This window comes from Agromyces cerinus subsp. cerinus (genome assembly GCF_900142065.1).
GTDB lineage: Bacteria > Actinomycetota > Actinomycetes > Actinomycetales > Microbacteriaceae > Agromyces > Agromyces cerinus.
The window spans coordinates 682,557-706,268 of the sequence record NZ_FSRJ01000002.1; the positions used below are offsets into that span (position 1 = coordinate 682,557).

27 protein-coding genes and 1 tRNA gene are annotated in these 23,712 nt (G+C 67.6%); 15 read left to right on the top strand and 13 right to left on the bottom strand.

Features of this window, described 5'->3' with window-relative positions; genetic code table 11:
- Positions 1 to 9: 9 nt before the first annotated feature.
- Positions 10 to 1,059: a pirin family protein gene (locus tag BUR99_RS09085; RefSeq protein ID WP_074260012.1), complete on the bottom strand. Its 1,050-nt coding sequence runs from the start codon at positions 1,057 to 1,059 to the stop codon at positions 10 to 12.
- Positions 1,060 to 1,119: 60 nt separating this feature from the next.
- Here BUR99_RS09085 and BUR99_RS09090 point away from each other — a divergent pair, with 60 nt between their 5' ends.
- Together BUR99_RS09090 and BUR99_RS09095 are read left to right on the top strand one after the other, a co-directional pair.
- Positions 1,120 to 1,602 (top strand): hypothetical protein, encoded by a 483-nt coding sequence (locus BUR99_RS09090; protein ID WP_074260013.1) that lies wholly within the window; start codon positions 1,120 to 1,122, stop codon positions 1,600 to 1,602.
- 175 nt (positions 1,603 to 1,777) lie between these two features.
- Positions 1,778 to 5,155, top strand: coding sequence for a prealbumin-like fold domain-containing protein (locus BUR99_RS09095; RefSeq protein WP_143231557.1), 3,378 nt, complete (start codon positions 1,778 to 1,780; stop codon positions 5,153 to 5,155).
- Positions 5,156 to 5,223: 68 nt separating this feature from the next.
- Here BUR99_RS09095 and BUR99_RS09100 read toward each other — a convergent pair whose 3' ends face one another.
- Both BUR99_RS09100 and BUR99_RS09105 read right to left on the bottom strand, forming a co-directional pair.
- Entirely contained in the window at positions 5,224 to 5,472 is a 249-nt protein-coding gene (locus BUR99_RS09100) for a helix-turn-helix domain-containing protein (RefSeq protein WP_074260015.1), read from the bottom strand.
- Positions 5,472 to 6,089, bottom strand: a complete 618-nt coding sequence (locus BUR99_RS09105; RefSeq protein WP_074260016.1) for a DUF2975 domain-containing protein — start codon at positions 6,087 to 6,089, stop codon at positions 5,472 to 5,474. The genes BUR99_RS09100 and BUR99_RS09105 overlap by 1 nt, the downstream gene beginning before the upstream one ends.
- Before the next feature lie 174 nt (positions 6,090 to 6,263).
- Between BUR99_RS09105 and BUR99_RS09110 the strand changes: the two genes are divergently transcribed.
- The 4 genes from BUR99_RS09110 to BUR99_RS09125 all read left to right on the top strand — a co-directional run bounded on the left by BUR99_RS09110 (position 6,264) and on the right by BUR99_RS09125 (position 10,807).
- Complete coding sequence (locus BUR99_RS09110) at positions 6,264 to 8,792, top strand: ATP-dependent Clp protease ATP-binding subunit (protein WP_074260017.1); 2,529 nt, start codon at positions 6,264 to 6,266, stop codon at positions 8,790 to 8,792.
- A 72-nt stretch (positions 8,793 to 8,864) separates the two neighbouring features.
- Positions 8,865 to 9,368 carry an amino-acid N-acetyltransferase gene (locus BUR99_RS09115; protein ID WP_074260327.1) on the top strand — a complete coding sequence of 168 codons (504 nt, stop codon included), beginning with the start codon at positions 8,865 to 8,867 and terminating at the stop codon, positions 9,366 to 9,368.
- A 121-nt stretch (positions 9,369 to 9,489) separates the two neighbouring features.
- Positions 9,490 to 10,119: a hypothetical protein gene (locus tag BUR99_RS09120; RefSeq protein ID WP_074260018.1), complete on the top strand. Its 630-nt coding sequence runs from the start codon at positions 9,490 to 9,492 to the stop codon at positions 10,117 to 10,119.
- A 277-nt stretch (positions 10,120 to 10,396) separates the two neighbouring features.
- Entirely contained in the window at positions 10,397 to 10,807 is a 411-nt protein-coding gene (locus BUR99_RS09125) for an SseB family protein (RefSeq protein ID WP_074260019.1), read from the top strand.
- A 27-nt stretch (positions 10,808 to 10,834) separates the two neighbouring features.
- Here the strand turns inward: BUR99_RS09125 and BUR99_RS09130 are convergent, their stop codons facing one another.
- Entirely contained in the window at positions 10,835 to 11,299 is a 465-nt protein-coding gene (locus BUR99_RS09130) for a DUF3237 domain-containing protein (protein ID WP_074260020.1), read from the bottom strand.
- A 146-nt stretch (positions 11,300 to 11,445) separates the two neighbouring features.
- On the opposite strand from BUR99_RS09130, the gene BUR99_RS09135 reads away from it, so the two are divergent.
- Together BUR99_RS09135 and BUR99_RS09140 are read left to right on the top strand one after the other, a co-directional pair.
- Positions 11,446 to 11,913 (top strand): hypothetical protein, encoded by a 468-nt coding sequence (locus tag BUR99_RS09135; protein WP_143231558.1) that lies wholly within the window; start codon positions 11,446 to 11,448, stop codon positions 11,911 to 11,913.
- Complete coding sequence (locus BUR99_RS09140) at positions 11,865 to 12,290, top strand: heavy metal-responsive transcriptional regulator (RefSeq protein WP_074260022.1); 426 nt, start codon at positions 11,865 to 11,867, stop codon at positions 12,288 to 12,290. Before BUR99_RS09135 ends, BUR99_RS09140 begins: the two co-directional genes overlap by 49 nt.
- A 40-nt stretch (positions 12,291 to 12,330) precedes the next feature.
- On the opposite strand, the gene radA is transcribed toward BUR99_RS09140, so the two are convergent.
- The gene (gene radA, locus BUR99_RS09145; protein WP_074260023.1) at positions 12,331 to 13,695 is read right to left on the bottom strand and encodes a DNA repair protein RadA; all 1,365 of its coding nucleotides are present in this window, start codon (positions 13,693 to 13,695) and stop codon (positions 12,331 to 12,333) included.
- 100 nt (positions 13,696 to 13,795) lie between these two features.
- Between radA and BUR99_RS09150 the strand changes: the two genes are divergently transcribed.
- Positions 13,796 to 15,010 carry a flavin-containing monooxygenase gene (locus BUR99_RS09150; RefSeq protein ID WP_074260024.1) on the top strand — a complete coding sequence of 405 codons (1,215 nt, stop codon included), beginning with the start codon at positions 13,796 to 13,798 and terminating at the stop codon, positions 15,008 to 15,010.
- Here the strand turns inward: BUR99_RS09150 and BUR99_RS09155 are convergent.
- The gene (locus tag BUR99_RS09155) at positions 14,988 to 15,809 is read right to left on the bottom strand and encodes an SGNH/GDSL hydrolase family protein (protein ID WP_234980800.1); all 822 of its coding nucleotides are present in this window, start codon (positions 15,807 to 15,809) and stop codon (positions 14,988 to 14,990) included. The two genes, BUR99_RS09150 and BUR99_RS09155, sit on opposite strands and share 23 nt — an antisense overlap.
- Positions 15,810 to 15,918: 109 nt before the next feature.
- On the opposite strand from BUR99_RS09155, the gene BUR99_RS09160 reads away from it, so the two are divergent.
- Positions 15,919 to 16,008: transfer RNA gene (locus tag BUR99_RS09160), tRNA-Ser, on the top strand.
- A gap of 52 nt (positions 16,009 to 16,060) precedes the next feature.
- Here the strand turns inward: BUR99_RS09160 and BUR99_RS09165 are convergent.
- Positions 16,061 to 16,822: a tyrosine-type recombinase/integrase gene (locus BUR99_RS09165; protein ID WP_074260025.1), complete on the bottom strand. Its 762-nt coding sequence runs from the start codon at positions 16,820 to 16,822 to the stop codon at positions 16,061 to 16,063.
- Positions 16,823 to 16,934: 112 nt separating this feature from the next.
- Here BUR99_RS09165 and BUR99_RS20260 point away from each other — a divergent pair, with 112 nt between their 5' ends.
- Entirely contained in the window at positions 16,935 to 17,087 is a 153-nt protein-coding gene (locus tag BUR99_RS20260) for a hypothetical protein (protein WP_159440977.1), read from the top strand.
- Positions 17,084 to 17,551, top strand: a complete 468-nt coding sequence (locus BUR99_RS19990; RefSeq protein WP_143231559.1) for a hypothetical protein — start codon at positions 17,084 to 17,086, stop codon at positions 17,549 to 17,551. The genes BUR99_RS20260 and BUR99_RS19990 overlap by 4 nt, the downstream gene beginning before the upstream one ends.
- A 50-nt stretch (positions 17,552 to 17,601) precedes the next feature.
- On the opposite strand, the gene BUR99_RS20265 is transcribed toward BUR99_RS19990, so the two are convergent.
- The 5 genes from BUR99_RS20265 to BUR99_RS09185 form a co-directional block, all read right to left on the bottom strand.
- Complete coding sequence (locus tag BUR99_RS20265; RefSeq protein WP_159440978.1) at positions 17,602 to 17,754, bottom strand: hypothetical protein; 153 nt, start codon at positions 17,752 to 17,754, stop codon at positions 17,602 to 17,604.
- Between the two features lie 10 nt (positions 17,755 to 17,764).
- The gene (locus tag BUR99_RS19995; protein ID WP_143231560.1) at positions 17,765 to 18,232 is read right to left on the bottom strand and encodes a hypothetical protein; all 468 of its coding nucleotides are present in this window, start codon (positions 18,230 to 18,232) and stop codon (positions 17,765 to 17,767) included.
- A 44-nt stretch (positions 18,233 to 18,276) separates the two neighbouring features.
- On the bottom strand, positions 18,277 to 18,504 hold the full coding sequence (locus tag BUR99_RS20000; RefSeq protein ID WP_234980801.1) for a hypothetical protein: 228 nt from the start codon (positions 18,502 to 18,504) through the stop codon (positions 18,277 to 18,279).
- A 46-nt stretch (positions 18,505 to 18,550) separates the two neighbouring features.
- Positions 18,551 to 18,757, bottom strand: coding sequence for a hypothetical protein (locus tag BUR99_RS09180; protein WP_074260028.1), 207 nt, complete (start codon positions 18,755 to 18,757; stop codon positions 18,551 to 18,553).
- A gap of 102 nt (positions 18,758 to 18,859) precedes the next feature.
- Entirely contained in the window at positions 18,860 to 19,543 is a 684-nt protein-coding gene (locus BUR99_RS09185; RefSeq protein WP_074260029.1) for a hypothetical protein, read from the bottom strand.
- A gap of 255 nt (positions 19,544 to 19,798) precedes the next feature.
- On the opposite strand from BUR99_RS09185, the gene BUR99_RS09190 reads away from it, so the two are divergent.
- The 3 genes from BUR99_RS09190 (at position 19,799) to BUR99_RS09200 (ending at position 22,932) form a co-directional block, all read left to right on the top strand.
- Positions 19,799 to 20,347, top strand: a complete 549-nt coding sequence (locus BUR99_RS09190) for a hypothetical protein (RefSeq protein WP_143231561.1) — start codon at positions 19,799 to 19,801, stop codon at positions 20,345 to 20,347.
- 147 nt (positions 20,348 to 20,494) lie between these two features.
- A complete protein-coding gene (locus BUR99_RS20675; protein WP_074260031.1) occupies positions 20,495 to 20,785 on the top strand; it encodes a helix-turn-helix domain-containing protein in 291 nt (96 codons plus the stop codon).
- 326 nt (positions 20,786 to 21,111) lie between these two features.
- Entirely contained in the window at positions 21,112 to 22,932 is a 1,821-nt protein-coding gene (locus tag BUR99_RS09200; RefSeq protein ID WP_084183860.1) for a DUF11 domain-containing protein, read from the top strand.
- 377 nt (positions 22,933 to 23,309) lie between these two features.
- Here the strand turns inward: BUR99_RS09200 and BUR99_RS09205 are convergent, their stop codons facing one another.
- Positions 23,310 to 23,663, bottom strand: coding sequence for a hypothetical protein (locus BUR99_RS09205; RefSeq protein WP_074260033.1), 354 nt, complete (start codon positions 23,661 to 23,663; stop codon positions 23,310 to 23,312).
- Positions 23,664 to 23,712 lie beyond the last annotated feature (49 nt).

Consider the following 23,712-nt stretch of genomic DNA (forward strand, 5'->3'; position numbering starts at 1 on the left):
GGTTCAGCGTCAGCGCCGCGGCTTCAGGTGCACGGTCGGCAGCTCGGGTGCGGGCAGCGGCGCGCCCTCGTACCCGGTGACGTCGCCGAAGCGGCCGTCGGGATTGTCGCGGCCGACCACGTCGGCCTGCCACTGCCGGCGGAACTCGACGATCTCCTCATGGTCGCGGCCGATGAAGTTCCACCACATCACGAGGGCCTCGTCGAAGGGCACGCCGCCGAGGAGGATCACGCGCACCGGGGCATCCGCTGCGCGCAGTCGCACGCCCTCGTGACCGACGGGCAGGTAGCCGAGCTCGCTCCGTGCGAGCGTGGCGTTGCGGCCGGTCTCGGCGAGCGGCTCCAGCGGGTCGGAGTCGTCGGCCTCGCCGTCGAGCGCCGCGATCGTCACCCCGACCGGGCCGAGGTCGACGAGCAGGCCGTGCTCGAACGAGGGGTCGAGCTCGATCCATGCCTCGCCGCCCGCCGGCAACTCGATCTGCGCGCCGACGAGGGGCGAGAAGAGCGAGACGGATGACTCGGCGGCGACTCCGGGCAGGGACCCGGCGAAGACGCGAACGAGGGCGTCGTCGACGGGCACCTCGTCGATCTCGGCGTGCTCGAAGAACGGTGCGACGTGGCGGGCGGCGTCGGGCAGCGCCACCCAGAGCTGCACGCCGTGCAGCCGAGTCGTCTGCGGGGTCGAGACCTCGGAGTGCGAGATGCCGCGCCCCGCCGTCATCAGGTTGACGGCGCCGGGCCGCACCATCTCGTGGCTGCCGGTGCTGTCGCGATGCTCGATCTCGCCCTCGAAGAGCCAGCTGACGGTCTGCAGGCCCGTGTGCGGATGCGGCGGCACGACCATGCCCCCGGAGACCGCGACGTCGTCGGGGCCGTAGTGGTCGGCGAAGCACCAGGCGCCGATCGTCGTGCGGCCGCGCTGGGGGAGCGTGCGACGCACGTTCATCGCCCGCGGACCGCCGAGCGGCACGTCTCGCGGTTGCAGCACGGCGATGGCGGGAGCGGCCTCGGCCTCTGGCGGACAGAGCAGTTCAGCAGGGTCTCGCTCGAGGTTGCTCATGCCGAAAATTCTACGCGGGGCACCCGCGCGCGGGATGGAGTCGACCATTAGCATGGCCGTATGGCTCCTTCGCTGCGTCTCCGTCGTGCTGGTCTCCTCGCCCTGGCGGTCTCGTCGGTGTTCCTGCTGTCGGGATGCAACCCGCCGAGCACGCCCGCCGAAGACTTCCCCGGAGTGCCGACCGAGGCCGACGCCGATGTGGTCGACGTCGACTCGGGCACTGACCCGGCGGGCGACGAGGTGGAGATGCCGTCGTCCGAAGACGGCCCGGTGGTCGTCTGGTGGGCCGACGGCGGCCAACTCGCGCTCACCATCTCGGGCAGCTCGACCTGCCCGGTGGTCGGAGAGCAGATCCGCGTGCTCGAACCGGCCGGCGAGGGAAACCGCGTCGCGATCGACCTCGTCGAGCAGCCTGCAGACCAGGTCTGCACGATGGACTTCGTGCCGCACACCACCCTGTTCTGGACCCCGACCACGGTCACGACGACCGAGCCGCTCGTCGTCGAGGTCGCCGACACCGAGGTCACGGTTCCGGTCAAGTAGTCGCGTCTCTGTACCCCGTTCGAGCGCGCCGCTGTACCTCGAATCGGAAATGTCCCCTGAACTGGGGTAAGACGTTCGGCTTCGGGCCCTGAAGTGAGGGATCCTTCCCCACTAGCGTTGCGTCCACGTGCGCCGTCCACCCGGGACGGCAACCCGACACGTGAGGACGTTGTTCGTGCCCAGAAGCAAACTGACGGCTGCTGCCGCCATCGCCGCCGTGCTCGGCGCACTCCTGACCCCCGCCTTGCTCGCTGCACCGGCGTCGGCGGCAACCCTCGAACCGGGTGGCCTCCAGACCGGGTTCGAGATCGACGGCAACATGACGCTCGAAGGGTCCGATCCCGGTGACACCGACTGGGACAGCATCCTGGCGGCGCTCCCCGCGGAGGGGACCTCGGACTTCCTGGGCGCGACCCCGTACACGACCGACCAGGGATTCTCGTCGACCGGCATCGTCTTCGCGACGCGCGGCTGGGACAACGGCGCCTCCGACGTCGCGTGTACGGGCAGCGACCTGACCGGCTCGCCCGGGTCGCAGAAGCAGAACGACAACCCGTGGGCTCCGGCGCCGGCCAACGTCAACGCCAAGGACGACGCCTGCACCGGCGGCGCCGCGTACGAGGTCGTCACCGATGACCAGGGCGACGAGCACGTCGTGCTCTACATGTACTGGACCCGCCTCGACGGCTCGGGCGACATGAGCACCTTCCAGACGTTCGAGGGTCCCGAGGCCGGCCGCTGCGACGACTTCGCGGTGGAGTTCAACTACGACTCGGCGAACAACACGACCACCGCCGGCGCGCTGCGGTGGGTCGCTGCCGACGGCGACTGCACCGACCCCGACGGGCCGGGCCTCTGGGTGCCGATCCTGCAGACGCTCGTGTACCAGGCCGCGGTCGGACCGCGCATGGAAGGCCCCGGGCCGCTGCCCGGCGAGCCGGGCACGTTCGGCGAGATCGCGGTGGACCTCTCGAGCGTCGGCCTCTTCGACGACGAAGCGTGCGAGGGCTTCGCGACCGGCATCGGGTTCACGCGCACCGGCAACTCGGCGACCGCCGAGATCATCGACTTCTTCCAGCCGCAGAATCCGCTCGTGATCACGAACTGCGGCGCGCTCAGCGTGACGAAGCTCTCCGATCCGCCGGGGATCACCTCTACCGACGACTTCGCGTACACCGTTGAACGCGCGGGCGGAGGCGACATCTACCCCGACCAGACGGCGATCGACGAGACGCTGCGCATCGGCGAGACCGACGTCTGGCCAGACGTCTTCGCCGGCGACGACTACACGCTCAGCGAGGTCATCGGCGACGGCCTGCCGTGGGCGCAGCTCTCGATCAACTGCCAGATCGACGACCGCATCATCGAGCTGACCTCGCCCGACGACGTGTTCCCGGTCGAAGACGGCAACGTCACCGCGTGCACGATCGTCAACACGACCTCGTGGGTCACGGTGGAGAAGCAGACCCTGCCCGACGGCTCAGCCCAGGTCTTCGACTTCGGCGTCGGCGACACCGACGTGCAGCTCACCGACGGCCAGACCAGCGCTCCTGTCTACTACGTGCCCGGCGCCGAGGTTCCGGTCACCGAGACCGTGCCCGCCGGGTGGAACCTCACCGACGTCACGTGCACCCCCGCGGGAACGGCCACGGCCGACGGCGAGACCGTGACCACGGTCGCTGGCGAGGGCGTGCACTGCGTGTTCACGAACACGCAGAACGGCGAGATCATCGTGCACAAGGTCGTCGATGGCCCGCAGGGCGCCGTCTTCGAGTACACCGGCAGCTGGCTGGAGGATCCGTCGACCTTCACGATCGACGCGACCGACGGTTCGGGCGACAGCGAGACCTACTCGGTCGAGCCCGGCAGCTACGACCTCGCCGAGACGGCGCTCGAGGGCTACGACACGACGAACCTCGTCTGCGTCGACCCCGACCAGGGCACGACCGTCGATATCGACGCCGCCTCGGCGGTGCTCGACGTCGACCCGGGCGAGCTCGTCGAGTGCACCTACACGAACACGCAGCGCGGCGAGATCCGCGTCGACAAGGAGACCATCCCCGACGAGTGGGATCAGGCCTTCGACTTCTCGGTCGTCGGCATGGACACCGATGAGCAGTTCACGCTCAACGACTCGTCCGACGACGAGGCGAACCCGTGGAGCACAGGGCTCGTGGTGCCCGGCGACTACACCGTCGGCGAGACGGTGCCCGAGCACTGGGAACTCGACTCGATCGGCTGCGGCACCCCCGAGGGCTCGTCGACCGACGTCGTGCTCGAGCCCGGCGCCATCATCACCTGCGTGTTCACGAACCGCGCCCTGCCCGGCTCGGTGACCGTGGAGAAGAGCGTCGAGGGCGTCGCCGACGGCTTCGAGTGGGCGTTCGACCTCACGATCTCCCCGGCTCCCGGCGAGCAGGCGGGCACCCAGACGGTGAGCGGCGCCGGCGACGGGTCCGACAGCGTCACCTGGACCGACCTCGTGCCCGGTGACCACTACACCGTCACCGAGACCCCGGTCGACGGTTGGAACATGGGCCCCATCACCTGCACCGGCGGCGACGGCGCGCTCACCGACCTCAATGGCGACGCACCCGGCTTCGAATTCGTGGCCGAGATCGACACCGAAATCGACTGCGCGCTGACGAACGAGGCGGTGCCCGGCCAGATCGAGGTCACGAAGTCCGCCGTCGGCGGCGACGGCACGTTCGACTTCGAGCTGACCCCGCTCGACGCCGAGGGCGCGCCCGCGGGCGACCCCATCGTCGAGAGCGTGACGACCGAGGGCGGCGAGGGCACCTCGGTGTTCGAGGGCGTGCTGCCCGGCGGCCGCTTCTCGCTCGCCGAGGCCGACCCGGGCGAGGCCTGGGTCGCGGGTGAACTGGCCTGCACGGTCGACCCGGTCGGCGAGGCCGGCGCGACGCCGATCGACGCGAACGACTTCACGGTGCAGCCCGGCGACCTCATCGCCTGCGACATCGAGAACGTCGCCCGCGGTCCGATCGACATCCTCAAGACCGTCGACGGCCCGGCCGTCGACAACGGCGACGGCACGTGGGACGTCTCGTACACGATCACCGTGACGAGCGAGTCGGCGACCGACGAGTCGTACGACCTCACCGACGAGCTGAAGTTCGGCGACGGCATCACGGTGATCTCCGCCGAGATCACCGGGCCCGAGGGCATCGTCATCAACCCCGACTGGGACGGCATCGACGACATCGCGGTCACGACCGCGGTGGTGCCGGCGGGCAGCGAGCACGTCTACGCGGTCTCGGTGACCGCGGATGTCGCGTCCGATGTGACGTCCGACCAGGCCGATTGCGCCGTGGGCTCGAGCGACGAGGGCAGCGGCACGCTGAACTCGGCGACGATCCAGTTCTGGAACGGTTCGGCCTCGAGCGAGGACTGCGCGCCGATCACTCCCAAGCAGCCGCCGCTGCCCAGCACGGGTGTGAGCCTCGCGGCCGGCTGGGTCGGCCTCGCGGTGATCGCCGCAGGCGGCCTGCTGCTGTTCCTCCGTCGTCGCCGCCGGGCGGTGAGCGCGGAGTAGCGCCGAGCGCTGAACGGCGGGCCGTCGGGGGAGACCCCGGCGGCCCGCCGTCGTTCAACCCCGCCGAGTCACGTCGTCGCGCCCCGACCAGGTCGGAGCACGAGCAGGTCACCGATCTCGCAGTCGAGCACCTCGCAGACGGCCTGCAGTGTCGAGAAGCGGATGGCGCGGGCCCGGTCGTTCTTCAGCACGCTGAGGTTCACGACGCTCACGCCGACGAGTTCGCTGAGGCGGGTGAGCGTCATGCCCCGTGCCGCGAGCAGTTCGTCGAGCCTGCAGTGCACATCGGATGCCTCGTCGGGCTCTGCCGGCGCCATCAGACGAGTCCCTCGGTGTCGCGCCGCAGTCGGTCGCCGACCGTGAACACCGTCGCGGCCATGGCAGCGACGAAGGCGAGGAAGAAGAGGGGCATCAGGTCGACCGACATCACGACGTTGTCGAAGTCGCCGTCGCTGAGACGGGTGAAGGCGCCGTTGGCGGCCATGTTGCCGAAGAACGGCACGGCCGCGAAGCCGATGGTCCCGGTGATGCCGGCCACGGCCACCAAGGCGGTGTTGCGGCCGCTGAAGACCTGATTCCGCATGACCGCCCAGCAGAGCATCAGGAGACAGACGACGACGACGCCGATCGTCGTCGCGGCGATCACCTGCTGGGCGATGAGCGCCGCCCACGATGCACCGGGCAGTGCGGGAACGGTCAGCACGGCCTGGTCGAGTGCGACCTCCACCGACGAGCCGCCCGGCCCGATCGGCGCATCAGCCGGCGTTCCGGCGAACTCGGCCGCGACGCTGACGTCGCGGTTCGGCGCGATCTCGATGATGCGCAGCACGGCTGCCATGATTCCCCAGACGGCGATGATCGCCCCGGCGGCCATGAACAGCCAGAGACCCACCGCATCGGAACGGGTGATCGAGCGTGCCGTGGTCGTGTCCATCTCAGATCCTAACGTTTATCGATAACAACGATAAACGATACGTTAGGGCGTTCGGGCTGGCTCGTCAACCGTCGATCGTGATGCGCCCACGGCGAACAGGGCCCCACGGGGCATCCGCCTTGTTTACGCTCGTTGTATCGGCGCCCCTACCCAGCGGGGTCGTGAGGAGTAGAGATGTTCGAGAGATTCACCGACCGAGCCCGTCGTGTCGTCGTCCTGGCCCAAGAAGAGGCCAAGATGCTCAACCACAACTACATCGGCACCGAGCACATCCTGCTCGGGCTCATCCACGAGGGTGAGGGCGTCGCCGCCAAGGCGCTCGAGTCGCTGGGCATCTCGCTCGACGCCGTGCGCGAGCAGGTGCAGGACATCATCGGCCAGGGCCAGCAGCAGCCGACGGGGCACATCCCGTTCACGCCGCGCGCCAAGAAGGTGCTCGAGCTCTCGCTCCGCGAGGCCCTGCAGCTCGGCCACAACTACATCGGCACCGAGCACATCCTGCTCGGGCTCATCCGCGAGGGCGAGGGCGTCGCCGCCCAGGTGCTGGTCAAGCTGGGCGCCGACCTCAACCGTGTGCGCCAGCAGGTCATCCAGCTGCTCTCGGGCTACCAGGGCAAGGAGCAGGTGCAGGTCGGTGCCAACGAGCAGACGACCCCGCAGGGCGGCTCGCAGATCCTCGACCAGTTCGGCCGCAACCTCACGCAGGCCGCTCGCGAGTCGAAGCTCGACCCCGTGATCGGGCGCGAGAAGGAGATCGAGCGGGTCATGCAGATCCTCTCGCGTCGCTCGAAGAACAACCCCGTACTCATCGGCGAGCCCGGTGTCGGCAAGACCGCCGTCGTCGAGGGCCTCGCACAGGCCATCGTCAAGGGCGAGGTGCCCGAGACCCTGAAGGACAAGCAGCTCTACTCGCTCGACCTCGGCTCGCTCATCGCCGGCTCCCGCTACCGCGGAGACTTCGAAGAGCGCCTGAAGAAGGTCACGAAGGAGATCCGCACGCGCGGCGACATCATCGTCTTCATCGACGAGATCCACACGCTCGTGGGTGCGGGTGCCGCCGAGGGCGCAATAGACGCCGCCTCGATCCTGAAGCCGCTCCTCGCTCGCGGCGAGCTGCAGACCATCGGTGCGACCACGCTCGACGAGTACCGCAAGCACTTCGAGAAGGACGCCGCGCTCGAGCGCCGCTTCCAGCCGATCCAGGTCGCCGAGCCGTCGCTGCCCCACGCGATCAACATCCTCAAGGGACTGCGCGACCGCTACGAGGCCCACCACAAGGTCTCGATCACCGACGGCGCCATCGTGGCGGCGGCGAACCTCGCCGACCGCTACATCTCCGACCGGTTCCTCCCCGACAAGGCGATCGACCTGATCGACGAGGCCGGCGCACGCCTGCGCCTCTCGATCCTCTCGAGCCCGCCCGAGCTGCGCGAGTTCGACGAGAAGATCGCCGTCGTTCGTGCTGCGAAGGAGACCGCGATCGAGGAGCAGGACTTCGAGAAGGCCGCCTCCCTCCGCGACGAGGAGAAGAACCTCCTCGGCGAGCGTCTGCGCCTCGAGAAGCAGTGGAAGTCGGGCGACGTCAAGACCACCGCGGTCGTCGACGAGGGCCTGATCGCCGAGGTGCTCGCACAGGCCACCGGCATCCCCGTCTTCAAGCTCACCGAAGAGGAGTCGTCGCGACTCGTCTTCATGGAGAAGGCCCTGCACGAGCGCGTCATCGGTCAGGAGGAGGCCATCTCGGCACTCGCCAAGACCATCCGCCGCACCCGCGCCGGCCTCAAGGACCCGAAGCGCCCGTCGGGCTCGTTCATCTTCGCCGGCCCCACCGGCGTCGGCAAGACCGAGCTCGCCAAGGCGCTCGCCGAGTTCCTCTTCGACGACGAGGCGGCGATGATCTCGCTCGACATGTCGGAGTACGGCGAGAAGCACACGGTCTCGCGCCTGTTCGGCGCCCCTCCCGGGTTCGTCGGCTTCGAGGAGGGCGGCCAGCTCACCGAGAAGGTTCGCCGCAAGCCCTTCAGCGTCGTGCTGTTCGACGAGATCGAGAAGGCGCACCCCGACATCTTCAACTCGCTCCTCCAGATCCTGGAAGAGGGCCGGTTGACCGATGGTCAGGGTCGCGTGGTCGACTTCAAGAACACGGTCATCATCATGACGACCAACCTCGGCACGAAGGACATCTCGGGCGGCCCCGTCGGCTTCCAGCTCGAGGGCGACTCGCGCACCGGGTACGACCTGATGAGCGGCAAGGTGAAGGAGGAGCTGAAGAAGCACTTCAAGCCCGAGTTCCTGAACCGCGTCGACGAGATCATCGTCTTCCCGCAGCTCTCCAAGCCCGAGCTGCTGCAGATCGTCGACCTGTTCATCAAGCGGCTCAGCGAGCGCATGCTCGACCGCGACATGACGATCGAACTCACGCAGTCGGCCAAGGAGCGGCTCATCGAGGTCGGGTTCGACCCGTCCCTCGGCGCCCGTCCGCTGCGCCGCGCGGTGCAGCACGAGGTCGAAGACCGCCTCTCCGAGAAGATCCTGCACGGCGAGCTCAACTCGGGCGACCACGTGCACGTCGACTTCAAGGACGGCGAGTTCCTCTTCACGACCACGCAGCGCGAGCTGCCCGTGTCGGTCAGCGTGAACAGCGCTGCCGCGATCGGCACCGGTCCGGCGACGCCCGACCTGGCTGCCGCGTCGGGCGAGTAGCCGACACGATTCGAAGGGCGGATGCTGCGGCATCCGCCCTTCGTCGTACCCGCCGCCGAATACGATGGCAGGATGACCGAGTTCCACGTGCGCCGGGCGCGCACGAGCGATGTGCCGAAGATCATCGAGCTGGTGGAGCCACTCGTGCAGCGACGCATCCTGCTCGGAAAGGAGCGCGTCGACCTCTACGGCGCCGTGCAGGAGTTCCGCGTCGCGGAGACCGATGACGGCCGCCTGGTGGGCGCCGGAGCGCTGCACGTCATGTGGGAGGACCTCGGCGAGGTGCGCACGCTCGCCGTCGACGACGCGTGGCTCGGCCACGGCGTCGGCCACGCGCTGCTCGCGGCGCTCGAGGAGGAGGCACGCGAGCTCGGCCTCACCCGGCTCTTCTGCCTGACCTTCGAGACCGGGTTCTTCGGTCGCCACGGCTTCGTCGACATGGGGTCCGAGACCGTCGACCCCTCGGTCTACGCCGAGCTCGTGCGCTCGAACGACGAGGGTGTCGCCGAGTTCCTCGACCTCGCGCGAGTGAAGCAGAACACGCTCGGCAACACCCGCATGCTGAAGCTGCTCTAGGGGCGGCGGCGCCGAGATCCGTGCGTTCGGAGGCTCGCGCGCGCTGAGACGTCCCTGAGACCAGAAACGGCACGCCGAGCGGATACCGGGGCCTCGCGCATCCCCGCCGTACCCTGTGTGCATGTCGACGAACACACCGGCCGGGCGGCAGTCACCGCAGGTGTACCGTCGTCGGCGCATCGTCGTGCTGATCGGACTGATCGCGGTGGTCATCGCGATCGTCCTCGTCATCGTGCGGCCGGGTGCGAGCCAGGGCGAAGAGCCCAGTGGCGGCGCCTCGCCGAGCGCGGAGCCGACGACGGCTCCGGAGACCGCCATCCCGACGGAGCCCACGGCTGCCGACGGCGATCCCTGCGCGCCGGAGAACGTCCTCGTCGAGGCCGTCACCGACAAGTCCTCCTACGAGCCGGGGGAGCAGCCGCAGCTGTCGCTCACGATCACCAACACCGGTAAGAACGTGTGCGTGCTGAACGCGGGCACGAAGGCGCAGGTCTTCACCGTGACGAGCGGCGCCGAGCAGTACTGGACCTCGACGGACTGCATGGTCGACGCGATCGACGCCGAGGTCTCGCTGACGCCGGGAACCCCGGTCAGCTCGAGCGTGCCGATCATCTGGGACCGCACGCGCTCGACTCCCGACACCTGCAGCGGCGCGCGCGAGACGGTGCCCGCAGGCGGCGCCTCGTACCACCTGGCGGTGACGGTCGACGGGTTCGAGTCGGCCGAGCAGAAGCAGTTCCTGCTCTACTGAGCGGAAGGGCCCGGGGGCTCGGCGACCGGGTCGCCGCGCGGTCGCGACACGAGTGCTGAACGGTGGAATGCGCCGGCGCCGTGGGGTCTACGAGAACGCCGTCGTCTTCGTCGACACCTCGGACCCTCACGGTCCGGCACAGTCATCTTAGGTCGCTTTTCGGGGAAGTCCATTCCCCAGTCCTGGCGGCGCCGTTTTCGTCTCGGATGGATGCCTCGGAGTGCGCCGAGGGCGGACGGAGGGCGGCCCCGCGGCATCCGCTCGGTACCCTTGAGGAATGGCAGGAAAGGCACGACGGAAGCAGGCCGCAGAGCCCGTGGAGTTCCGCTCCCAGGCGCTCGCCGAGGCGCTCGAACGGCAGGACATCGCGGCGGTCGCCCTGGCGCTGCGCCACGGCAACACCGTGGTGCCGCTCGTGAAGCCGGGCCCGCGTGACAAGCCGCTCGACGGCGGCGAGGTGTGGACCTACCGCGACCCGAAGACGGGCGACGTCGCGCTGCTGCTCTTCAGCGACGCCGCGAACAAGCCCGAGAACCTGCCGCCCGCGGTGGGGCTGCAGAGCGCGGCGTGGCTGCGCACTTTCCTGAAGCGGCACGAGTCGACGATCACCACGGTGTTCCTCGACATCGCGGGGCCGCATCCGATGCAGGCGCCGCCGGCCGAGCTGCTCAAGGCGCTCGAGGCGTAGCCCGAGACGTGTCTCGCGCGCGTCGGGTCAGCGCAGCTCGAAGATCCGGATGCAGACGAATCCCGGCTCCGGCCTCGCCATGCCGATGAACTGGCGTTCGGCGAGCCACCGGTGGGCCGGGGCATCCGTCTGGAAGACCGGCGCGGTTCGGTAGTACAGCTCCGCCTCGGTGACCGGCTCGCCGGCCGCCAGCCGCTGCTCGAGCTCGTCGGAGGCGACGTAGTAGCCACGGTTCACGACGTCGATGACCGAACCGTCGTCGGCCTCGAGAAGATAGCGGGCGTCGAGCTGCGTGACGTCGCCGCGAGCGACCCACCAGTCGCCGCCGCCGGGCAGCACGCGGCCGTTCAGTCGAGGACCGGTCACGGTACCGCCCGTGATCGGCGTGAAGCCCAGAGCTTCGGATGCCCCGCGGCCGATGTGACGCTCGCCGTCGACCTCGACCCTGAGCTCGAAGGCGAACGCGAGGCTCGGTTCGAGCAGGGCGCTCATCGGAGCGCTCCGTCGGTTCGGCCCGTGCATTCCGTGTGGTCGTTCATCTCGCTCCTTCGCGTCGCATGCAACGCTCAACGGTATCGGGAGGAAGCAGGCTCGACCCGCTTGACCCTGCACCGTGGTTCACGGTCGACACTGGCGGCATGACCGCAACCGCAACCGCAACCGCAACCTCATCCTCCACAGCCCTCCGCTCCGCCTCCGACGATTCCTTCGAGCGCGTGCGCTGGGGTCGCGCCGGCGCCGTCTACGACCTCATCGTGACCGTCGGGTTCGCGACGCCCGTCACCGCGTCGCTCCTGCTCGCCCTGACCCGATCGCTCCACGAGGCACTGAACCTGCAGGGGGCGCAGCTGCCCGAGCTCGACCCCACCGCGCTCATGTTCACGAGCATGTTCGGCACCGCCGTGACCATGTGGGCGATCGCCCGGATCCTGCGCCCCGAGGCCCGGTTCATCGCGATCGACACGATCGGGCGAGCGGTGTTCTCGCTCTGGATGATCTGGGCGCTGTTGAATGGGCAGAGCGCGACGATCGTCGTGTTCCTGATCGGGGAGGTGACATGGCTGATCCTGCAGCTCAGCGGACTGCTCCGACTGCGTCGCCGCTGACGACGGGCCCGCTCGCCGGCGCCTCGGGCGTCGCGGTGAGCACGCTTCGGTTCTACGAACGGCAGGGGCTGCTCTCGCCCGACGGTCGCTCGGGAGGCGGGTACCGCCAGTACTCTCCGGACTCGGTGCGGCGGGTGCGGTTCATCCGCCGCGCGCAAGAGCTCGGGTTCACCCTGCGCGAGGTGCGAGAGGTGCTGGCGCTCTCCGACGAGCCCGAGCGCATCGTGCTCGACGATGTCGCGGAACAGGTCGCCGACAAGCTCGCCGAACTCGATCAGCGCATCGCCGACCTGCGCGGGGTGCGCGCGGCGCTCGCCCTGCTGGTCGAGTCGGGGCCGGTGCATCCGACGTGTCCGGTGATCGACGCCGTCGTCTGAGCTGCCGGCCGGTGCGCGCGGTGCCGGCGCGTCGAGCGAGCTAGAACGCGGCGTCGAGCTCGCGCTCGCGCGGGTCGGCTGCGGCCATCATGGCGCGCTGCACGGCCGCGTGCACGCTGCCCGCCTCGACGTCGAGGATCATCGTGTAGCCGAGCCGCTTGGCCTCGGCGCCGCGCTGCTTCGCGGCGGTGACGGGACGCACCTCGCCGGCGAGGCTGATCTCGCCGAACGCCGCGAGCTCGTGCGGCACGGCACGGTCGCGCATGGCCGAGGCGATCGCCACGGCGATCGCGAGGTCGGCGCCGGGCTCTGCGAGCCGCACGCCGCCCACGGTGGAGACGTAGACGTCGTGCTCACCGAGGGTCTTGAGCCCCGCTCGGCGCTCGAGCACGGCGATGATCATGGCGACGCGCGACGGGTCGACCCCGTTGACGACGCGGCGCGGCTGCGGGGCCTTCGTGGAGACCACGAGCGCCTGCACCTCGACCGGCAGCGCACGCCGCCCTTCGAGCGCCACGGTGACGCAGGTGCCGCTCACGGCGCTTCGGCCGCTCGAGAGGAAGAGACCCGAGGGGTCGGGGACCTCGGCGATGCCTTCGCCGGTCATCTCGAAGCAGCCGACCTCGTCGGTGGGGCCGAACCGGTTCTTGAGCGCACGCACGAAGCGGAGGGCGGTCTGCCGGTCGCCCTCGAACTGGCAGACGACGTCGACCAGGTGCTCCAGCAGACGCGGCCCGGCGATCGAGCCGTCTTTGGTGACATGGCCGACGAGCAGCACGGGCAGTTGCCGCTCCTTCGCCACGCGGATGAGAGTCGAGGCGACCTCGCGCACCTGGCTCGGCTGCCCCGGAAGGCCGTCGGAGAGCGATGAGGAGACGGTCTGCACCGAATCGACGATGAGGAGGGCGGGGGAGACGGCGTCGACCTGACCGAGGATCGTCGCGAGGTCGGTCTCGGCAGCGAGGTAGAGCTCGTCGTGCACTGCTCCGGTGCGCCCGGCGCGGAGCCGCACCTGTGCGACCGACTCCTCTGCGGTGACGTAGAGCACGCGGCGACCGGTGCCGGCGACGCGCGCCGCCACCTCGAGGAGGAGCGTGGACTTGCCCACTCCGGGCTCGCCCGAGAGCAGGATGGCGGCGCCCGCCACGATGCCGCCGCCGAGCACGCGGTCGAACTCGCCGATGCCGCTCGGTCGGTGCGCCGCGTCTTCGGTCTGCACGTCGACGATCGATCGCGCCGTGCGCGCCTCGCCGAGTTGCACGGCCTGCACGGCGCGGACGATGCCGGTGGCCTCGGCCACGTCGACGACGGTGCCCCACTGCTGGCACTCGCCGCAGCGACCCGCCCACTTGAGGGTGCTCCAGCCGCACTCGGAGCAACGGAACGTGGAGGTGGAGCGGGCCATGCCCCGAGACTAGTTGCGGCCGCCGACAGCGGGAGGCGCGGCGCGGCGCCCGCGGTCGATGCGCTGGCCGCCGGGGTCGCCCCGGCGTACCCTGAGCGGCATGCGGGCGGACGTCGACGTGCTCGTCATCGGAGCCGGCCAGGCCGGGCTCGCGGTCAGCCACGGACTCTCGGCCTCGGGCATCGATCACGTGGTGCTCGAGCGCGAGCGTGTCGGCGCAGCATGGGACACCCGCTGGGACAGCTTCCGGCTCGTGACGCCGAATCACACCATCCGGCTGCCGGGCGGAGAGTACCGGGGCGACGACCCCGCCGGCTACCTCGATCGCGACGAGATCGGCGCGCACCTGCGCGACTACGCGAGTTCCTTCGCCGCGCCGATCCAGGAGCGGACCGGCGTCGAGTCGCTCCGGAGCGCGGGCGTGGGCGACGGCTTCGTCGCCGAGACGGCGGCGGGCGGCATCCGGGCCCGTCGCGTCGTGGTCTGCACCGGCGCGTACCAGCGCGAGCATCGGCCCGGGTTCGTCGAGGAGATCGGCCGAGAGGTGCCCGTCGTCGCGGCCACGGAGTACCGGGCCCCCGACGCGTTGCCCGGCGGCACCGTGCTCGTCATCGGCGGCGGCCAGTCGGGCTGCCAGATCGCGCATGAACTCGTGCATGCCGGCCGTCGTGTCGTGCTCGCGGCGAGCCGGGCCCCGGCGATGCCGCGTCGTGTCGACGGGCGCGACATCATCGACTGGCTGAACGAGCTCGGCTTCTTCGACGACACCCTCGCGGATATGCCGTCGCCGGCGGTGCGGAACGTGTCGAACCCGCTCATCTCCGGCGCGCACGGCGGGCACGAGGTCAACCTCCGCGCGCTCGCCGCAGACGGCGTCGAGCTGCTCGGCCACGTTACCGGCGTCGACGGGGCGCGGGTGCGAGTCGCCGACGATCTCGCGGAGTCGGTCGCCTTCGGCGACGACGTGTTCCACGAGGTCTGCGCGGGGATCGGGCGCCTGTGCTGGTCGCAGGGCCTGCCGGTACCCGATCTGCCTGAACGGCCCTCGACCGGGCTCGTCGCTGCTACGGCGCCGCTCCTCGACGAGCTCGGGGTGGTCGTCAACGCCGTGGGATTCCGCCCCGACTACGGCTGGATCGACCTGCCGGAGATCGTCGACGACATGGGCTTCCCGGTGCAGGAGGACGGGGCGAGCGCTCGCGTGCCCGGCCTGTCCTTCGTCGGGGTGCCGTGGATGCGCACGCGCAGATCCCCGCTGCTGCTCGGCGTCGGCGAGGACGCCGAGGTCGTCGTCAGGCGGCTTGCCGCTCGATGATGCGCTCGAACGAGCTCAGCGACTCGCGGCGCCGCGATCGCAGCACGCCCGCGATCGCCGGCCGGAACGCCTCGGCCCACACGGCGTAGCCGTGATCGTTCGGGTGGAACATGTCGCGCGCGAACTGCGTCAGGATGCCGCGCAGGCCCTGACGCCGAGTGGCTTCGTGCAGCGGCGCCACGACGAGTCCGTGCTCGCGGGCGGCGGCGCGCAGCATCCGGTTCGCCTCGGCGACCTTGCGCTCGTTCTGCGGAAAGTGGAAGCACGGCAGGTCGGCGACGACGGCGTGCAGCGGCAGCTCCGCGAAGATCGAGCGGATGTTGCGGTCGAACCGCTCCGGGCTCCAGTCGGCGATGTCGTTCGCACCGATCGAGACGGTGACGACATCGGGTCGAAGGGCACGGATGTCGCGGAAGCGCGGCAGCTGATCGCGCACCGCGAGCGCCGTGGTGGCGCCCGAGACGCTGAGGTTCACGACGCGGACGCTCCGTCCAGTCGACTCGCGCAGCTCATCGGCGATCTGGCCGACGTAGCTGCGGTCGGGGCGGGAGGCGCCGATGCCCTGCGCGGCGCTGTCGCCGATCGCGACGTAGAGCAGCTCGCCGTCGGCCTTCGCGTGGTCGCGCCACCACTTCGAGTGCACAGGCAGCGTCTCGTTCAGGGTCGATCGGTTCTCGCGCACCCGCTCGCGGAACGGACGCACGCCGAAGCTGCCGAGCACGGTCGACGCGGCGAGCCGCGCGCCGGCCGTGAGGCTCTGGCGCGGGGCGTCGGCACGGGAGATGGGGGAGACGGTCACGAGCAGAACGTATTGCTGCACGCTTCGCGTGAGCTGCATGCAGGCTGAACATCTGCTGAGGCATCCGCTCGTTTTGGTGGTTGCGGCCTCGTCGTCTACGATTGTCCTCGGTACCGTGTCCGAGCGGCCGAAGGTGCAACTCTCGAAAAGTTGTGTGGGTGAAAGCCCACCGTGGGTTCAAATCCCACCGGTACCGCCATCTGATTCGCCCCGTGATCCGAGCAGTAGCAAGGGTCCGGGGCGTTTCTGCTTTAAGCCGACACCGCGTCTGGCCACATTTTGGACACATTGGCTTCGCGGTACGCGGCATCCAGTCGGTCTGCAACGGCGTTCAGATCGTCGTCGAACAGGTCGCTGTAGACATCGAGCGTCATGGCTGCCGAGGCGTGTCCGAGCATCCGTTGTACGGCTTTCACGTTCGCGCCGGCTGAGATTGCCAGCGACGCTGCTGTGTGCCGGAGATCGTGCGGTGTCACTCGCGGAAAGGTTGGGTCTGACTTCTGGGCTCGGCGAACAGCGTAGGCAAACCAGCCAGCCTTGGAGTGGGGGAGCTTCATGTGGTCATGGCCGTCGCCAAACACGATCTGATCGGAGGGCCGGGAGCTGATCGCGTCCTCGAGCATGGGCCGCAGGAATGCGGGGAACGCGATAGACCGAGAGACGTGCGTCTTGGGTGTGCCGACATGCACGGTCCCGCCGACCATTACGGCGTTCTCGACCACGTTGATTCGCTGACGTTTGAGATCAACGTCGCGAACACGAAGTCCGGTCGCCTCACCCCACCGGACACCGCAGTATGCGAGTGTCAGGATCATGGTGGCGTGGACGCCTGCTTGCAGAGCTAGGACGGTCACCTGCTGGTTCGTGAGGTAGGCGTGGCGCTTGCTCTTCTTCCGCGGGAGGTTGACGCCACGGGCCGGGTTTGACGGGATTCGCCTGTCCTTCACGGCTATGTCGAGGATGCCCGCCAGGACGCCGTAGGCGGGGCGAATGGGCCGGCCGGCAAGAGCCACGTTCGTTCGATGCTGGGCCGATCAAGCCGCATAAGAAGTAGCGGCGTTCCGATCGCTTCGACACTGCGCGTGTCGCGAAGTCACCGAGCCCAATCGGACGGAGGCTCGGGACATGGCAACCACCAATTCGAATGAGAACATCCGATGCCCGATCGACCCGTCGCACCGCCTGCTGCGTGGTGAGTCGTACGCAATGGTCGGCTGGGTATGCACCGAATGCGGCGTGCAGGTCGCATCGAAGGAACGAACGGAGCTCCAAGAATGACCGACTCCAACTGGACAGATGGCGGCGAGGCTTACGTTGCCCATTGGGGGCTGCCAGAGGGGCACCCTTCGCGAGTCGTCGCGCGCTTCCACGAGCTTCTCTCAACAGATCCCATCGAAGTCGATGCGTTGCAATCGGTGGTCACGCCGGAATCGATACAGCACTGGGGTAGCTTCGATGGCGCGCGGGAGTTCTTGGATCGTCTCGCGATCTCGAATCGGACCCTCCGTGTTCCCGGTGCCGCTGACGTAGCGTTCATAAAGCTGGTCGAGGGCAGTCAAGCCCGCGTCGCTCAGAAGCCAGAATCGGAGGTCGCGTATGTCGCGCTCGTATGGCGACCGTCGCTGGGAGGTTGGCGGATCCACGGGATCGGTGGACCAATCCCAGCCGATCAACTGCCGCGGGAGAAGACACTCGATGACGCGCCAACGTATGACACCGATGCCAATGTCATCTTGGAGTAGCACCAACTTCGAAGGCTCTCAGTCTCGAGAGTGATCCAGTGCGTTCAGGACTACTCTCCGGCATCCTCTGACAGACGCACGATGTTTGGGTTCTGATCGACGGGTTCACCGCTTGCGGTAAGCACGTCCTTCACCCCTGACTTGACGTCTTTCGCCGCCGGCGAAAGCCAGTCATCATTGCCTGGTTCGTTCTTGTCGTTCACGAGCGTGTCCTCACATGTCGGGGGCAAACGTCAATAGCAGACTCAACACCCATGCTCCCACCAGGAAGCGAAAACTCAGCCCTACCCAGTGATTCTTCTTTGTCAGATCACCCCGTGCGTGGGAAAGCTCATCAAGCTTGTCTGCAAGGAGTCGCTCGCGGAGTGCCCCCGGATCCACAGACATCCACCCCCTTAAGTCGGAAGCCTCCACCGTAAGGGCCTTAGTTTTCCACAACCGAACTGCCGCCAAAGAGGATAGACCGGCCAAGATGTTTAGCACGATAGACAGTGTCTCCGGGCCGAACTCCCCAGGGGAAGCGGCCTGCACAATCGCGGTGATGCTCGTCGCTGCAAGCACGATGGATGCCCTCGCCAGCGCGTTCGATTGACGTGCATCGTTAACCGCAAGTTCGCGATCTACTTCTGCGCTGATCATCTCTACGCGCAGATTACGAAGCTGCTCATCGCTAAGGGCCACGAAGCGGAGACTATCAGCGCCAATGACCAACGTTCACCCGACGTTCAGCGCCCTTTTCGTCCGGTGCTTGGCCACGGGCTCGGTGCGAAACCACCTGGCGCGTGGGCGCGAATGAAGCGCTGATGCACCGTTTCGACGGCCTTCCGAAGCGTCGCCTCGTAGCCGATGTGTTCGTCTCGGAACTCAAGCCGGTACATCGGTTCGCCATCGACTCGTACTGCGGTTATGCGACCATACTCGCGGTCGTAGGTGTCGAGCAGCAGCCACGTCATTGGCGGCCCTTCGACAGCAGCTAAGAGCGGATGCCACTTCGGCTCGTCACGGGCCATCGGCGGCCTCTGCTTCGCGCCGGTAGACGCTCCACACGACGTCAGCTGCGAAGCGCAGCCGCCCTTCAGGAAAGTACCCGAGCAGGATGCGCTCAGAGGGCTCGGCTGACCAAGTCTCGGCGAGCAGCATCGGCTCAGCCGGGGTGCCAGCCTGAACCTCGCGAATGATCGCGATTCGTGTGATGTCGTCGAACATGATCCACTCGCCACGGCGGACGGATCGAAGTTTCGGCTGCCAGTAACGCAAAAGGCCGGGTGCTCCTCTCGAGGGGAGCGCGCCGGCCCGCGCGTATCAAGTCTAGAGAATGCAGTCCCCCCGAGAAACAGCGTCGGGCATCCGCGCTACTGCTCCAGTAACGCGTTCTGCACGATTGATGTAGTCGGAGAGATCTGAGTTCACGTAGGACGCCAGCTCGACGATCCGACCAATCATCACTGTGTGATTGAAGTGGTACACCGGTTCGTGATGGGCGATCCGGTTGCGCAATTGCTGTACCTGCAGGAGCTCTCCGTGGAAGTACTTCCGTTTCCCGTACGGAAGTCCCGGAAACGCGTGGACTAGACGCGTTTGCCAGAAGCGCGTTTCGTAATCGAACTGAGGGTCACGAGCGATGCCGCCACTCAGCATCCCAACCCAGAATCCGAAGGACGTTGCAGCGACAACGTCGTCCGCGCACATAAGTGTGCCTTTGCGATTGAACACCTTGTCGATGGTTCGGGTGAGGGCCGCGGCCTCGTAGGGCGCGAGTTGTGTGGTCAGCCACCACTCATCGGACCGGCCGAGCTTCATGCGATCGTGCACCGCATTTCGCAGGGCTACCTCCAAGAGGCTGATAGGCCCCCAGTAGGCGCCTGCGACTTCGAGGTTCCAAAGATAGAGTCTTGCGGCGAGATCGTTGCGGCCAGGGTAGCGATCCAAGTAGCGCTGGAACCGGGCCGAGCCAATTGAGTCGGGGAAGGTTGCGATGCTAGCGGGATCCATGTGAATCAGGATGCACTATTTGCGCCGCTTAAAGTCTTTCGCCCCAGGAGTCCGGATAACCGAATAGTCCTGGGGCGTTACTCCTAAAATCTAACATATTTAGCCCACTTCTGTGGGTTGGCATTGAAGGTTGCAATGTAGTTGGCAATGTAATTGGCATTGAAAGTTGCAATACTCACGCCACGTCTCTCGGGAAACTGCTCGGCGCATCGACTACCTCTCGAGCCGAAACTGCGTGTCAGATACCATCGGCAAATGCCAATGGGAGGGCCGCTCGGAATCAAGGCAGGCGAGTACTGGGCTTACCGCCACAGGAGTAAGTGGCCGCTCTTCAGGGCGTTCGTGGTTGATCCCGGGCCGCACTACGACGCGATGATCAAGATCATGGTCCATGACGGTCCTGCTCGTGGTTCGTATGCGGTACGCCGCGCGAAGCTACCTTGCAAATGGGACGACCTCCCTGCATACCTCGAAACTCATCCTGAGATCCCCCGCGACCTCGAGGCCACCTTCCCGCCCGACCTAGACCGGCACGAGCCGAACCCGGAACTCGAAGTCTTCCTCTTGCAGGAGGAACTCATTCGGAGAGTGGTGCGCGCTGAGATGGAACGCGGGCCTGCGTACACAACGAAGCTCGCATTCACGGTCGCTGAGGCCGCAGCCGCGACCGGCTACAGCCAGGGCACCATCCGCGGCGAAATCCATCGGAACAACCTTGTCGCGTCGTATGCCAATTCGAAGGCGGTCATCCGCCGTGAGGAATTGGAACGCTGGCTATCAGCGCTCCCCAACGACGCGCCATGAACCCCGAACCTCGGTTTAGCAACTCGGTTTTGCAACTCGGTTTAGCAACTTGGGTGTGGCCGTAGCGTTGCAAGCATGGTCAGGAAATCTGAGGAAATTCCACCCGTCGATTTCGGGCTGGAAGAGAAGCCCGTCGACGTAAAGGCGATGGCGGAGTACCTAGGTGTATCGGCGGACACGGTTCGCGTGTACGCCCACAAGGGCGACATACCTAGCTTCAAGATTGGAAATCGTCTTCGCTTCTACAGATCGGAAGTTCGAGCACACCTCACGCGCACGACGGATCCTTGGGCAGCCCCGCGCGCACGACGTAGTCACAACTGGAGCCAGCGACCAGCGGTTGGGCTGCACCAGGTTCTCGACGGCGCAACACGTCACGGTGACACGTGGACACAGTTCTGGACACATTTGGACGGGATGGCTAGAGAGATCCCGTGATGCGGAGTGAGCCAACTTCCGCATGTTCTAGCGGTTCCGGGGTGCCAGCCCAGCTCGGGTGTGGGTGCTGACTAGGGTTCAAATCCCACCGGTACCGCCATAGACGAAGCCCCCGCTTCTCAGGAATTCACTGGGAGGGCGGGGGTTTTGCTTTGCACGGATCTGGCCGAGGTCGCGCTGCGCAACTCGCTTGCGAGTGATATATCACTCTCGCGTCATAATCCAGCGCTTCGCGCGTCTCTCGGGTGGTGCAACTCGCACCATTGCGCGCCCGTGCCTCCCCACCAGGCTGTGAACGGGCGTCCTCTCCGAACGAAAGACGCGCAATGCAACGAACCCATCACCAACTGGACGACCGGACGAGACGCGGCCCGCGCGCTCTGGCTACGTTGACGGCGCTCGGCCTCGCGGCCGGCGCTGTGCTCGCGGGATCCCTGCCTGTCACGGCTGCCGATGCCGCGCCGCTCGACTGCCTCACGCCCACGGCGTACGTGGCTCAGAGCGAGAACGCTGACGGGTCAGGATCGACCCAGCTGTACTCGGAGACGTACGAACTGGGCAAGGCCGTGTTCACTGAGATCGGTGCCCCGTGGGGCGGCCAGAGCGGCAATGGCGGGCGCTACAACGCCATCGGATTCAACACCGAGGACCGGCAGCTCTACGGCATCTCTGGCTCGTACGACCTGGCGGGCACCTCCACGTACGACCTGCTGCAGATCGACGAGGACGGCACGGTGAACAACCTCGGTCCCCTCGTCGGCATGCCGACGAACGGAGCGTTCATCAACGCCGGCGCGTTCATCGATGGCGGCTACTACGTCGGCTCGTTCTACTCGAGCGAGCTCTACAAGATCGACGTCGACACCGGTGCTGTGCTCACGATCCAGCTCGGCAACGAGTTCACGGTCGCCGACTTCACGCCGGTCGGCGGCTTCCTCTGGGGCACGAACCAGGGCGGCATGATCGAGCGCATCGACCCGGTCTCCGGCTCAGTCACGTCGTTCTCGCTGAACAACGTGATCTCCGCCGAGGACGCGAACGCCGGCGCTGCGTTCACCTTCGGCAACGGCAACTTCGGCATCTCGAGCAGCTCGACCGGTGTCGTCACGCAGCTCGCGATCGGAGACCCCGGCGCTGCTGCGCCCACCTTCACGGTCGTGAGCCAGGCCGCCGGCCCGAAGTCGCAGCGCAACGATGGTGCTTCCTGCATGCCCGCCGTGCCGAACACTGATCTCGCCATCGAGAAGAAGGCTGATCAGATCCTCGCGCCGGGCGGTGCGATCACCTGGGCGATCCGGGTCACGAACAACGGCCCCGCGATCAGCTCCGGCTACACCGTGCAGGATCTCGTGCCTGCTGGCGTGACGAACGTCGCGACCTCGACCGAGGGCTGCACTGTCGCTGGTGGGTCGCTCACATGTGTCGGCTCGACGCTCATGGTCGGCAGGAGCGCCGACATCGTGCTCACGGGCACGGCGCCGCAGACTGACAGCGCTCTCATCGTGAACACGGCATCCGTGATCGCCAACGAGCCGGACGACGTGCTCGAGAACAACACCGCGACCGCTGAGACCCGTACCCAGGCAGACGCAGCGGCCGACTTCACCATGAAGAAGACCGCCACGCTCGTCGACGAGAACGACAACGAGCTCGCGGACGCCGGCGAGAAGATCAGCTACGCGTTCGAGGTCACCAACACCGGCAACGTGCCCCTCTCCGGCCTCGCAATCAAGGACCCGCTCGGCGGGGCCGTCACCTGTGATGTCACGTCGCTGGCTCCTGCAGCGAGCACGAGCTGCGCGACGGACGAGGACTACGTCGTCACGGCGGCCGACGTGAAGGCCGGGTCTGTCGTGAACGTCGCGACGGCGACTGTCACCCCGCCGACCGGAGTCGCGAACCCCGGCCAGCGCGAGGACACAGCGACCACGCGGACTGGTGAGGTGCCCGTTGTGGTGACGCCGCCGACCACGAAGCCTGTAGTCCCGGGCACGCCGTCGGCTGGTGGAGCTGGCCTCGCGAGCACCGGAACCGAGCACGTGGGCACGCTGGTGAACCTGGCGGCTGCGGTGCTCCTCGGCGCCGGCGCGCTCCTGGGGTTCGCCCGGTACCGCCGTCGACGCGGCGTTCACGGGGACGCCGCGTAGGTAGCGAAAAGGCCCGCTGGGAAGACTGCTCCGACAGGGTCTTTCCAGCGGGCGTTTTCGTGCCCCGCTCACCACCTGCTGACACGGCCAGCTCGTCTCGCTGGTCGATGGCTGAGACTGAGGCGCGCCCTGGCCCGTCTGTTCCTGCACCCCGCGGGCTACGACAGGTACATCGACCAGGTGACGACGGCGATCACGACCAGCGCCACGCCGACCAGCACCAGAACTGCGGTCATGATGCGGCGTCGACCAGGCTGAGTTCGACGCTGCGCTGGCTTGTCCGTCACACGCTCCAGACCGCCCCACGGAGTGCATGCTGAGCCCGCGGCTCTCGAAGTCGACACTCGGGCCGGGCCGGTTCGATTCCCGGCGCGCACCTACGCGTCGCCGGACTGCTCGCCGGGTTTCACGACGATGCGATTGCCCTGTATGTCGCTCTGGCCGGTGTCCTCGATGATCGAGGTCGTCGGCTCCTCGTCGACCGGCCACTCGGCGCGGTGAGGGCGCCGGCCGAGGTAGTTCGACTCGTACGCCTCGAGAGCGCCGAGGCCGGGCTCCTGCGCCGGAGGCCCGGATCGCTTCGTGAGGATCCTGATCACCATTCCGACCGCGATCGATCCCCAGAGCGCAGCGGCGATCCACGGGCCCGCCGATTCGGGGAACAGCGCCAACAGGATCGCCACGGCGGCAAGACCCGCGATCGCAACGGCCGTCCAGATGATCTTCGACATCACCGTCTCCTCATGCAGGCGATCATACGTACGAACCCCGCCGGAGTCA

Bases quoted from the DNA above. Each gene is read 5' to 3' on its own strand.
- BUR99_RS09120 (WP_074260018.1), top strand. From the start codon at position 9,490: ATGTCGACGAACACACCGGCCGGGCGGCAGTCACCGCAGGTGTACCGT.
- BUR99_RS20260 (WP_159440977.1), top strand. From the start codon at position 16,935: ATGGCAACCACCAATTCGAATGAGAACATCCGATGCCCGATCGACCCG.
- BUR99_RS09085 (WP_074260012.1), bottom strand. From the start codon at position 1,059: ATGAGCAACCTCGAGCGAGACCCTGCTGAACTGCTCTGTCCGCCAGAG.
- BUR99_RS09105 (WP_074260016.1), bottom strand. From the start codon at position 6,089: ATGGACACGACCACGGCACGCTCGATCACCCGTTCCGATGCGGTGGGT.
- BUR99_RS20000 (WP_234980801.1), bottom strand. From the start codon at position 18,504: ATGACGTGGCTGCTGCTCGACACCTACGACCGCGAGTATGGTCGCATA.
- BUR99_RS09130 (WP_074260020.1), bottom strand. From the start codon at position 11,299: ATGAGCGCCCTGCTCGAACCGAGCCTCGCGTTCGCCTTCGAGCTCAGG.
- BUR99_RS09115 (WP_074260327.1), top strand. From the start codon at position 8,865: ATGACCGAGTTCCACGTGCGCCGGGCGCGCACGAGCGATGTGCCGAAG.
- BUR99_RS09100 (WP_074260015.1), bottom strand. From the start codon at position 5,472: ATGGCGCCGGCAGAGCCCGACGAGGCATCCGATGTGCACTGCAGGCTC.
- BUR99_RS09150 (WP_074260024.1), top strand. From the start codon at position 13,796: ATGCGGGCGGACGTCGACGTGCTCGTCATCGGAGCCGGCCAGGCCGGG.
- BUR99_RS09110 (WP_074260017.1), top strand. From the start codon at position 6,264: ATGTTCGAGAGATTCACCGACCGAGCCCGTCGTGTCGTCGTCCTGGCC.
- BUR99_RS09185 (WP_074260029.1), bottom strand. From the start codon at position 19,543: ATGGATCCCGCTAGCATCGCAACCTTCCCCGACTCAATTGGCTCGGCC.
- BUR99_RS09205 (WP_074260033.1), bottom strand. From the start codon at position 23,663: ATGTCGAAGATCATCTGGACGGCCGTTGCGATCGCGGGTCTTGCCGCC.
- BUR99_RS09180 (WP_074260028.1), bottom strand. From the start codon at position 18,757: ATGTTCGACGACATCACACGAATCGCGATCATTCGCGAGGTTCAGGCT.
- BUR99_RS09090 (WP_074260013.1), top strand. From the start codon at position 1,120: ATGGCTCCTTCGCTGCGTCTCCGTCGTGCTGGTCTCCTCGCCCTGGCG.
- BUR99_RS09135 (WP_143231558.1), top strand. From the start codon at position 11,446: ATGACCGCAACCGCAACCGCAACCGCAACCTCATCCTCCACAGCCCTC.
- radA (WP_074260023.1), bottom strand. From the start codon at position 13,695: ATGGCCCGCTCCACCTCCACGTTCCGTTGCTCCGAGTGCGGCTGGAGC.
- BUR99_RS09125 (WP_074260019.1), top strand. From the start codon at position 10,397: ATGGCAGGAAAGGCACGACGGAAGCAGGCCGCAGAGCCCGTGGAGTTC.
- BUR99_RS09190 (WP_143231561.1), top strand. From the start codon at position 19,799: ATGCCAATGGGAGGGCCGCTCGGAATCAAGGCAGGCGAGTACTGGGCT.
- BUR99_RS20675 (WP_074260031.1), top strand. From the start codon at position 20,495: ATGGCGGAGTACCTAGGTGTATCGGCGGACACGGTTCGCGTGTACGCC.
- BUR99_RS19990 (WP_143231559.1), top strand. From the start codon at position 17,084: ATGACCGACTCCAACTGGACAGATGGCGGCGAGGCTTACGTTGCCCAT.
- BUR99_RS09200 (WP_084183860.1), top strand. From the start codon at position 21,112: ATGCAACGAACCCATCACCAACTGGACGACCGGACGAGACGCGGCCCG.
- BUR99_RS09140 (WP_074260022.1), top strand. From the start codon at position 11,865: ATGGCTGATCCTGCAGCTCAGCGGACTGCTCCGACTGCGTCGCCGCTG.